Below are 10481 nucleotides of genomic sequence, written 5' to 3' on the forward strand. Positions count from 1 at the left end.
CTCACGTGCGCGAGTACGGAAAGGTGAACAACCGCACCCTGCAGAACTTTTTCGACGTTGATGTGCAGCGTGCGCGAGACATCCTCTCAGACATGGTGGAGCGGCAACTCCTGGTGAAGATCTCCGAGCAGCAGAGAGGTCCCTCCGTGGAGTACGGTCCTGGCCCCAAGTTCCCTGGGAAGCGTAAGCTTCGAACGAAACAGGCGCAGTCCGGCAAGCGAGGTAAGCGACGTGGTAGTTCCTGATGCTCGGCGCCGCTACTACTCGTGCGCCCTCCACATACGCCATCCCCACCAGGCGAACAGCTCTCCCAGCATGAAGTAGAACAGCAACCCAATGAGGAAGGCCCGAGGCTCCTGCCGGTAGAAGAGGAGCGGCGGGTAACACCGCACCGCCATCTCCTGACCTCTCCCCCACCCCCAGCCTCCCCCGAGTGGGGTAGAAGGCGGGCGTCTTTCCCCTTGGAGAAAGTCCTCATGCGCCGTCCCGTCGCCCCATTGCTCCTCGCCGCGCTCACCGTGCTGGCGGCCGCCTGTGAGAAGAGGGCGCAGCCCACGCCCTCTTCCGCGCCCGCCACCACCCCGGCCGCGGCCACCACCGGCGGCGCGCCGGGGGACTCGGACACCCTCCTCCTCGGACAGGTGGGCAGCCTCACCGGTAGCGAGGCCACCTTCGGCATCTCCGGGCGCAATGGCATCGCGCTCGCCGTCGAGGAGGCCAACGCCCAGGGCGGCGTGAAGGGCAAGAAGCTCGCCGTGCGCGTCTACGACAGCCAGGGCAGGCCCGAGGAGGCCGCCCAGGCCGCCACCCGCCTCATCACCCAGGACAAGGTGCTCGTCCTCCTGGGCGAGGCCGCCTCGTCCAACTCGCTGGCCATGGCCGACAAGGCCCAGTCCGCTGGCGTGCCGATGATCACCCCCTCCTCCACCAATCCCGCCGTCACCAAGAAGGGCGACTACATCTTCCGCGTCTGCTTCATCGACCCCTTCCAGGGCTACGTGATGGCGAAGTTCGCCCGCGACCACCTGAAGCTCAACCGGGTGGCGGTGCTCCAGGACAACAAGAGCGCGTACTCGGTGGGGCTCACCGACGTGTTCAGCCGGAAGTTCTCCGAGATGGGCGGCGCCATCCTGGACAACGAGAGCTACTCCAAGGGCGACACCGACTTCCGCGCGCAGCTCACCGCCATCAAGAAGACGAAGCCGGACGCCATCTTCGTCCCGGGCTACTACACGGACGTGGGCATCATCGCGCGGCAGGCGCGGGAGCTGGGGCTGACCGTGCCGCTGCTCGGCGGCGATGGCTGGGAGTCCGACAAGCTGTTCGAGCTGGGCGGCGAGGCCATCGAAGGCAGCTACTACTCCAACCACTATTCGGTGGATAACCCGGATGCGCGCGTGCAGGGCTTCATCGCCAAGTACAAGGCGGCCTACGGCGGCGTGCCGGACAGCGTCGCGGCCCTGGCCTATGACGCCGCGTGGCTCGCCATCAACGCGATGAAGCGCGCGCCGGACCTGTCGGGCGCCTCCATCCGCGATGCCATCGCCTCCACCAAGAACTTCCCGGGCGTGGCCGGCACCATCAACCTCGACGAGAACCGCGACGCGGTGAAGCAGGCCGTCATCCTCAAGGTCGAGGGCGGCAAGACGAAGTTCGTCACCACCGTCGAGCCGTGATGCGCCGGGAGGCCATCGCGGGCGCGCTCCTCGGCACCCTCGTGGGCGACGCGCTGGGTCTGGCCGGGACTCCTCCCCCGCAACCTGGCCGTCCTCGGCATCGTGCTGCTGCATGGCTTCCAGCGCCTGCTGCCGCCTTATTGATTCACGGCTGCTCGCCGGGCATCCGGCGGGCCAGTCGCATGCCATGCCGTCAGCGGCATTGGCGGGTCCCCGCTTGCTCCTGACGCCCCCCGCCCCACCCTGACCTTTGTAGGGGCCCTCGGCCCCGGGTCCTTCCCAGGAGGAGCGGACGTGATCAAGCACATCCTCGTCGCCATCGACGGTTCGGAGAGTTCACGCAAGGCGGCGCGCTTCGCCCATGACCTGGCGCAGCAGACAGGCTCACGCATCACCCTCCTCTTCGTCCTGGAGCCCCCTCGGATGCTCGCCCTCGGGTTCCTGGACTCGGAACTCATCTCCGGCGCCCAGCGCAGCCCGGAGGAACTGGACGCCGTGAAGCGCATGCTGGACGAGGTGGCCGCCGACCTCCCCAAGGCCCAGGTGGAGAAGGTGGTGGAGATCGGCCGTCCCGCCGACACCATCGTCGAGCAGGCCGACAAGCTGGGCGTGGACCACCTCGTCATCGGGGCCCGCGGCCTCAACCCCGGCGGCAAGTGGCTGCTCGGTTCAGTGAGCGACCGCGTCGTCCAGCACGCGGGCCGCCCCGTCACCGTGGTGCACTGACCTACGGCCGGCCGAAGTCCTGCGTCCAGTAGTGGCCGTAGGTGGAGCTGGAGGCGTAGTAGTAGCCGACCCCGAGGTGCTTGAAGTTGGGGTTCATGATGTTGTTGCAGTGGCCGGAGCTCGCCATCCAGCCATCCACCGCGGCGCTGGGGGTGGCGTACCCCGCGGAGATGTTCTCCCCGGCCGTGGTGTAGACGTAGCCGGCGTTGCTGATTCGCTGCGTGAACGTGGAGCCATTCGAGCCGGTGTGGCTGAAGAAGTTCTTCATGCCCATGTCCATCGAGTGCTTCCGGGCCGCGCACCGCAGCCGGGTGTCGAGGGTGAGCGCGGGCGCGGGCGGCTTGTACACGCCACCGCAGGAGGCCCCCGCCGCCCGCTTCTGGTTCACCAGGGTGAGGACCTGGCCCTCGAAGCTCGTCCACGTCGAGTTCCAGGTGGTCACGTTGTCGCAGTAGCCGGCGATCGCGAGCGACTGGACGCCACTGCCCTCCGTGGTCTCGACGGCTTCACCGATTTCACCCTCTCCCATGGGCATGTCGGGGGCGTCGGCGCCACAACCCGCGAGCAGGGCGGTACCGAGAAGGAAGGACAGCACGTTTCGCGTTCGCTTCATGGTCAGACCTCTATCCGTTGGAGGAAGGGGCACCTTACACGCGGAGGCTCCGCCAGTGAGGCGCGTGGATTCGAGGGCTCGGCCGGACCCGTGCTTCGAGCCCCGCGAATACACGGTGCAGCACATCTCCTTGCATCCGTGTCGGCCACGAGACCCGAAGAAGTGGTATGGGACAGCGTCGTCTCCCAACGCTAGGAGTTCATCATGGCCGCGAAGAAGGCTGCAGGTGCCGCGAAGAAGAGCGCCCCCACCACGGGCAAGTCCCCCACCAAGTCCCAGATCCTCCTCGACATCGCCGAGGAGACCGGGCTCAGCCGCAAGCAGGTCGCCTCGGTCCTCACCGCGCTCGGCGGGCAGATCGAGAAGAACCTCGGCAACCGCGGCTCGGGCAAGTTCGTGGTCCCCGGGCTGATGAAGCTGAAGGTGGTGAAGAAGCCGGCCACCAAGGCGCGCAAGGGCATCAACCCCTTCACCGGCCTGGAGACCATGTTCAAGGCCAAGCCGGCGCGCAAGGTCGTGAAGATCCAGCCCCTCAAGGCCCTCAAGGACATGCTCTAGAACGCAGGCGGGCCCCGGAAGCTCACGCTCCGGGGCCCGTCGAACCCGCCAGGAGCGGTGGGCGCTGGCTCAGCGCTTCACGCGCTTCATCGTCTCCTGGATGAGGTCCACGTACTGGCGATTCTTCGGGTTGAGCTTGAAGGCCTTCCGGTAGGCGTCCTCGGCCTGGGTCCACAGGCCCTCGCCGCGCGACACCTCACCGGTGAAGAACCAGGCCTCCTCGCACCCGGCCTCCTGCTTCGTCACCTCGGCCAGCTCCTGGAGCACCAGCTTGCCGTGCGACTCCGGCTTCATCAGGTAGCGCGCCCAGGCCCGGTACGCCTTGTAGATGGGCTTCTGGTCGATGTCGCATGCGTACTCGAAGTACTCGAAGGCGCCCGCGTAGTTCTCCGCCTTCAGCCGCTTCATCGCCTCGTCGTACTGCGTGCGCGCGTCCAGCAGGTCCGTGCGGATGCGGAACTGCTCGGCCGTGGTCGGCCTCCCCGTCCCCACCTTCTTCTCCCTCGCCGCCGCACGCCGCTTGCGCCACAGCGCCGCCTGCTCCACCTCCGACAGCGCCCCGTACGCCCTCGCGTACGCCGCCAGCAGCGCCTCCGCCTTCTCCTTCAGGTCCGCCGTCTGGAACCTCAACGGCGAGTACTTGTCCGCCAGCCCCAGGAACGCCTTGCGCAGCGCCACCGGCTGCACGTTCTCCGGCACCGCCAGCAGGTCGAACGGGTCCTGGCTCCGGTGCGACATGAACGTGCTCAGCAGCGCGTTCTTCACCGCCTCGTCATCGTCCGAGTACGGCAGCCCCTTGCTGGCCTCGGCCTGCGCGAGCGCCGTCGCCAGGTCCACCGTCTCCACACCGCCCATTCCCGGCGGCGGCGTGAAGGCCGGAGCGAGCACCGGCGCGGGAGCCTGGACCGCCACCGCGGGCGCCGCCGCTGGCTGCGGCCGCTGATCCACCTCCTCCGCGAAGTCCGCCAGCCCCAGCAGGCAGAAGGCGTAGAGCCGGCGCAGCGTGGAGTCCGTGTCCAGCCCCGAGCGCGTCATCAACTCCGGGAAGGTGGGCCGGTGGCGCAGCGCCTGGAACAGCCGCGCGTCCTTCGAGGACAGCTTCGGGCCCTCCACCCCCGGCACCTGCGCGAAGCGCCGGTCGTCCGTGAAGGTGAAGTGCGTGGCCACCTCGTCGAAGGGCATCACGTTGGCGACGCCCGTGAGGATGAGCTGTGCCGTGTTCATCCGCACGCTCGTGTCCGGCGTCTCGGTGTCGGCGATGAGGCGGTAGCGCGCGTCCGTCCAGCGGAAGCAGTCCAGCAGGCTCATCGCCATGTTCGCCTGCATCTGCTTGTACAGGTCGAACGGGCTGATGAGTCCCTTCTGCACCAGCAGCCCGCTCATCGGCACATCCGTCTGCACGCTCTCGGCGAGCGCCTTCTGGTAGTCCGTCTCCGAGAGCTTCCCCTTCTCCACCAGGAACTTGCCCAACGTCTCGTGGAGCAGGTTGCTCACGAAGGCCACCGGCGCCCCGTCCTCGAAGGTGATGCGCTTCTCGCGCTGGCGCACCTTCAGCTCCAGCGTGCAGGTGCGCTCCTCGATGGCCAGCGCGTGCAACAGCAGCGGGAAGGGAGTCTCGGCGAGCGTCCCGTCGCGCTGCTTCAGTACCTGGCCGGGGGTGAGGAACATAGGGCTCGAAGTCTAGAGGGCGCGGCCGACGAGCGTCCACTTCACTCGGCGTAGTCGGAGTCCTCGGCCAGCGGTGCGGCGTCGTAGTACCCCTCCCGCGAGGGGAACGACACGCGGCTCATGACGGAGAAGCCGAGGGCGAAGGCCACCAGCAGCGCCGCTCCGTAGGCGAGGGGGCGGCCAGGCCGCGCACGCCACGCCCACAACCGCTCGCGCCGACGCTGGAAGCTGGGAGCGGCCACGTACTCCTTCCAGGCCTCCTCGCGCACCAGCGCCGCATCCGCATCCCGGCCATCCGCGTCCATCGCCCGCGCCAGCAGCACCCGCCCCTCCACCGTTCCGGGCCGGGCCACGCGCAGCCGCTCCAGGGCCTCCCGCGCTCCCTTCAGGTCCTTCCGCGCCAGCCGCCAGCGCCCGCGCTCCAGGTCGATGGCCCCCATCTGGTAGCCGGGCTCCTGCTTCGCCGCCTCCTCCAGGAGCAGCTCGCCCCGCGCCACCTCCCCCGCCCCCAGGTACGCCACCCCGAGCAGGTACAGCGTGGCCACATCGTCGTCGCCCGCCTCCAGGTTGGGCTTGAGCACCTCCACCGCCGCCGCGTACCGGCCCCGAGCCACCCACAGGTCCGCCAGCTCGTAGCGCGCCCGCCGGTCATGCGGGTTCGTCCCCAGCAACCGCTCCAGGTACGAGGCCCGCTGCCAGCGCTTCAAGGCGCGGAAGGGGCTCGGGAGGATGCCCACCGAGTAGCGATCCGCCACCCAGAGGAAGCCCAGCACCAGCACGGCCGATAGCACCGGGCTGCGCGTCAGGCCAGAGAGGAGGATGTACACCAACCAGGTCGAGCTCATGCGGGCCGCGTCATATCAGGCGGGCCCCTGTCGTGGCGCGAGTGTGGCGTGGCGTTTCGCCACAGGGGCGTTTCGCCACAGTCGCCCGCCCGCTCCACGAACGGGCTCCTCGAACCTGCCTGCTACAGGCCGCGCCCACGAGCCCCTCCGAGGCCGGGCTGCCGAGCACCGGGTGAGAATTCGCCATCGCGTTGCACCATGGAATAGTGTGCGTCGACTAGCGAACGTTGGCGCCGGCTTTGCATTGGCAGCGCCCCGAGTCTTCACCCCTACCCCACCCCCACGCACCCTATGCGAAACCCACTCTCGCAATTGCTCGCGCTGATGCTGGTGCTGGCGGCCGGCTCGGCCCAGGCGCAGACCAGCAACGCGGCGCCCAAGCTGCGCTACGCGAACGACCAGTACGGCAACTTCGCGCTCATCGGCAACACGCTGGGGCAGAACTGCCAGACCAAGACGCCCCCGCCCCTCATCGGCCGCATGCCGCCCATCGGGGTCTTCGTGCCCGGGGAGCGCGCGTGCTACCAGAAGGACACCTCCCCGGACTTCTTCTGGACCCTGGACGACTGGACGCTCGAGAACACCGGGGCCATCACCAAGCCCTACCTGCCGCCCGACAACAGCACCCCGCCCCCCGCCAATCCCCTGCTGGCGCGCACGCAGGCCATGCTCAGCCTGCCCCCCGGGGCCAAGGTGACGTACGCGCGCCTCTACTGGGCCGCCACCCGCTTCAACAACAGCGCCGGTGACAAGATCGCCGAGCCCGACCGCACCGCCACGCTCTCCCGGCCCGGAGTGGCCGGCTTCGAGAAGCCCCTCGCCGCCGACGACTACGCCTTCGAGTACGCGGTGGGCAAGGAGTACCAGTACCAGTCCACGGCGGACATCACGGACATCGTGAAGGCGTACGGCGCGGGCGCCTACCAGGTCAGTGACGTGCTGGCCATTCCCTTCGAGGCCACCTCGGGCGAGTACCTCTTCGACGGCTGGTGGATGGTGGTCTTCTACGAGCAGCCGGGCTCGACGACCAAGCGGCACCTGAAGCTCTACGACGGCATGCGCGTCGTGGGGGATGCGACGCCCAGCACCCTCTTCCCCCTCAGCGGCTTCTATGTGCCGTCCTACGCCGTCGACGCCAAGCTGGGCGTCGTCGCCTTCGATGGAGACGACCCGGACGTCAAGGACTCGTTCACCTTCAACGGCACGGTCATCAGCAACGACCTCAACCCGGCGGACAACTTCTTCAACGGCACGCGTTCCTGGACCACCGTGAAGACGGGCGTTCGCACCGACACGCCCCTCACGGGAATCGACCCGGGCACCGACGGCGTGTTCGACACCTACCCCGTGAGCCACAAGCTGGACCGGCCCCAGCTCACCGGCACGGCCGGAAGCATCTCGGGCATGGACCTGGACGTGGTGGACGTCACGGTGGCCGGAGGCCAGCGCTCGGCCTCGGTGAACATCAGCACCGCTGGCGACAAGTTCTGGCTGGGCGGCTTCGTCTCCTCCATCACCACCCAGGCCCCGGACTTCTCCAACACCCTCAAGTCGGCGCGCAACCTCTCGCGCACCGACGGTACGGTCCGCCCCGGCGACATCATCGAGTACACCATCAGCACCATCAACGTGGGCGATGACCACTCGCGGGACACGGTCCTCACCGACGCGCTGCCCTCCCAGTTGGACTACGTCCCCGGGTCCATCCAGATCCTCACGGTGGCCGCGAGCGACACGGCCACCCCCGGTCCCCGCACGGACGCCAAGGGCGATGACACCGCGCACTACGACGCCCCCACCCACACCCTCACCGTCTACCTGGGCACGGGCGCCACGCCCACCAAGGGCGGCAGCCTGAAGGGTATCGTCACGGCGGGGGCCGTGGGCGAGAGCACCAGCATCTCCTTCCAGATGAAGGTCAAGCCCACCACCTCGGGCAAGGTGGAGAACCAGGGCATCATCGAGGCCGGCGGCATGCTGGGCATCGACCCGGTGAAGACCCCCTCGCGCAGCCCGGCCGGCAGCGGCCCCACGCGCATCGAGGTCGCCATCGTCCCGGTACCCGTCATCACCACCCCCGCGCACGGCTCCCTCATCGCGACCAACTCGCCCACGTACACCGGGACCGCCCTGCCGGGCACCCTGGTCACCGTGAAGCTCGCCAATGGCACGGTGCTCTGCACCACCAGCGCCGATGCCTCCACCGGCGCCTGGTCCTGCAAGTCGAGCACGGTCCTGGATCAGGGCCCCAACACCATCAACGTGGTGGCCACGGACAGCTCGGGCAACGAGAGCCAGCCGGCGACGAGCACCTTCACCGTGGACTCGGTGGCTCCCGCTCAGCCCGTCATCACCTCGCCCACCTCGGGCGCCAACCTCACCGTCCAGCGGCCCACCTTCACCGGCACCGCCGAGCCCAACTCCACGGTCACCGTGAGCGTCGATGGCAAGGTGATTGGCCGGGTCATCGCGGACGCCTCGGGCAACTGGAACCTCACGGCCCCGGATCCGCTCGTGAACGGCGCGCACACCGTCAGCGCCACGGCCAAGGACTCGGCTGGCAACACCAGCTCCGCGGCCAGCGTCCCGTTCACCATCACGACGAGCCCGCCGGACACGACCATCACCGCGCAGCCGCCGCTCAAGACCACGGACCCCACGGCCAGCTTCAGCTTCACCTCGACCCCCAGTGGGGCCACCTTCGAGTGCAGCCTCGACGGCCGGGCCTTCGTGGCGTGCACCAACCCGAAGGCCTACACGGCCCTGGCCGACGGCCGTCACACCTTCGCCGTGCGCGCCCGGAACAGCGGTGGCCTCTTGGACCCCACTCCGGCCACCTACACCTGGACGGTCGGTGTCGACACCGACGGCGACGGCATCCCCGACAGCATCGAGACGGCCACCGGCACCAGCCCCACCGATGCCGACTCGGACGATGACGGCATCCTGGACGGCAACGAGGACGCCAACGCCAACGGGGTCGTCGACGCGGGCGAGACCGACCCGCGCAAGGCCGACACGGATGGCGATGGCCTCCAGGACGGCACCGAGCTGGGCCTGACCACGCCCCAGGGCACGGGCACCAACACGTCCATCTTCATCCCGGATGCGGATTCGACCACCAAGACGGACCCGCTGAACGCGGACACCGACGCTGGTGGCGTGTCCGACGGCGCCGAGGACACGAACCACAACGGTCGCGTCGATGCGGGCGAGACGGATCCGCTCAACAAGGCGGACGATCGGGTCGACACCGACGGTGATGGCATCCCCGACAGCGTCGAGACGGCCACCGGCACCAGCCCCACCGATGCCGACTCGGACGATGACGGCATCCTGGATGGCAACGAGGACGCCGACCACGACGGGGTCGTCGACGCGGGCGAGACCGATCCGCGCAAGACCGATACGGACGGCGATGGACTCCAGGACGGCACGGAGAAGGGCCTGACTTCTCCCCAGGGCTCGGGCACCAACCTGTCCATCTTCATTCCGGATGCGGACCCGAGCACCAAGACGGACCCGCTCAAGGTGGACACCGACGGCGGCAGCGTGTCCGACGGTGCCGAGGACAAGAACCACAACGGCCGCGTCGATGCCGGCGAGACCGACCCGCTCAAGGCCTCGGACGACAAGCCCGTGGTCGACACGGACGGCGATGGCATCCCCGACAGCGTCGAGACGGCCACGGGCACCGACCCGACGAAGGCCGACACCGACGGCGACGGCATCCCCGATGGCACCGAGGACAAGGACCACGATGGCGTTGTCGACGCGGGCGAGACCGACCCGACGAAGACCGACTCCGACGGCGACGGCATCCCCGACGGCACCGAGGACAAGGACCACGACGGCGTTGTCGACGCGGGCGAGACCGACCCGACGAAGGCCGACTCCGATGGTGACGGCCTCTCCGATGGCACCGAGGACGCCGACCATGATGGCGTTGTCGACCCGGGCGAGACCGACCCGCGCAATGCCGACTCCGACAACGACGGCCTCTCCGACGGCGTCGAGACGAGCACCGGAACCAACCCGCTCGATGACGACTCGGACAATGACGGCATCCTGGACGGCAACGAGGACACCGACCATGACGGTGTCGTCGACGCGGGCGAGACCGACCCGCGCAAGCTGGATACGGATGGCGATGGCCTCCAGGACGGCACCGAGAAGGGCCTGACTTCGCCCCAGGGCATGGGTACCGACCTCACCGTCTTCCAGCCCGATGCGGACTCGAGCACCCAGACCGACCCGCTCAAGGCGGACACCGACGCTGGTGGCGTGTCCGACGGCGCCGAGGACACGAACCACAACGGCCGCCTCGATGCCGGCGAGACGGATCCGCTCAACAAGGCGGATGACCGGATCGACACGGACGGCGACGGTATTCTC

9 protein-coding genes are annotated in these 10481 nt (G+C 68.7%); 5 read left to right on the plus strand and 4 right to left on the minus strand.

Translation table 11 applies throughout. From position 1 onward, the window contains the following. On the plus strand, positions 1-245 hold a 245-nt coding region (locus VF794_RS15135), incomplete at its 5' end, for a hypothetical protein (RefSeq protein ID WP_331110991.1). A 15-nt stretch (positions 246-260) separates the two neighbouring features. Here the strand turns inward: VF794_RS15135 and VF794_RS15140 are convergent. Further along, positions 261-398 (minus strand): hypothetical protein, encoded by a 138-nt coding sequence (locus VF794_RS15140; RefSeq protein ID WP_331110993.1) that lies wholly within the window; start codon positions 396-398, stop codon positions 261-263. Between the two features lie 78 nt (positions 399-476). Here VF794_RS15140 and VF794_RS15145 point away from each other — a divergent pair, with 78 nt between their 5' ends. Together VF794_RS15145 and VF794_RS15150 are read left to right on the plus strand one after the other, a co-directional pair. After that, positions 477-1676, plus strand: coding sequence for an ABC transporter substrate-binding protein (locus tag VF794_RS15145; protein WP_331110995.1), 1200 nt, complete (start codon positions 477-479; stop codon positions 1674-1676). Positions 1677-1970: 294 nt separating this feature from the next. Further along, entirely contained in the window at positions 1971-2402 is a 432-nt protein-coding gene (locus VF794_RS15150) for a universal stress protein (RefSeq protein WP_331110997.1), read from the plus strand. A 1-nt stretch (position 2403) separates the two neighbouring features. Here VF794_RS15150 and VF794_RS15155 read toward each other — a convergent pair whose 3' ends face one another. After that, positions 2404-3015: a CAP domain-containing protein gene (locus tag VF794_RS15155; protein ID WP_331110999.1), complete on the minus strand. Its 612-nt coding sequence runs from the start codon at positions 3013-3015 to the stop codon at positions 2404-2406. 204 nt (positions 3016-3219) lie between these two features. On the opposite strand from VF794_RS15155, the gene VF794_RS15160 reads away from it, so the two are divergent. Next, entirely contained in the window at positions 3220-3573 is a 354-nt protein-coding gene (locus VF794_RS15160) for an HU family DNA-binding protein (RefSeq protein ID WP_331111001.1), read from the plus strand. A gap of 69 nt (positions 3574-3642) precedes the next feature. On the opposite strand, the gene VF794_RS15165 is transcribed toward VF794_RS15160, so the two are convergent. Continuing rightward, positions 3643-5241 carry a DUF4388 domain-containing protein gene (locus VF794_RS15165; protein WP_331111003.1) on the minus strand — a complete coding sequence of 533 codons (1599 nt, stop codon included), beginning with the start codon at positions 5239-5241 and terminating at the stop codon, positions 3643-3645. Between the two features lie 41 nt (positions 5242-5282). Beyond that, positions 5283-6086 carry a tetratricopeptide repeat protein gene (locus VF794_RS15170; RefSeq protein WP_331111005.1) on the minus strand — a complete coding sequence of 268 codons (804 nt, stop codon included), beginning with the start codon at positions 6084-6086 and terminating at the stop codon, positions 5283-5285. Between the two features lie 291 nt (positions 6087-6377). On the opposite strand from VF794_RS15170, the gene VF794_RS15175 reads away from it, so the two are divergent. Beyond that, a partial coding sequence (locus VF794_RS15175; protein ID WP_331111007.1) for an Ig-like domain-containing protein occupies positions 6378-10481 on the plus strand: 4104 nt, incomplete at its 3' end.

The sequence above is a fragment of the Archangium sp. genome, assembly GCF_036389735.1.
GTDB lineage: Bacteria > Myxococcota > Myxococcia > Myxococcales > Myxococcaceae > Archangium.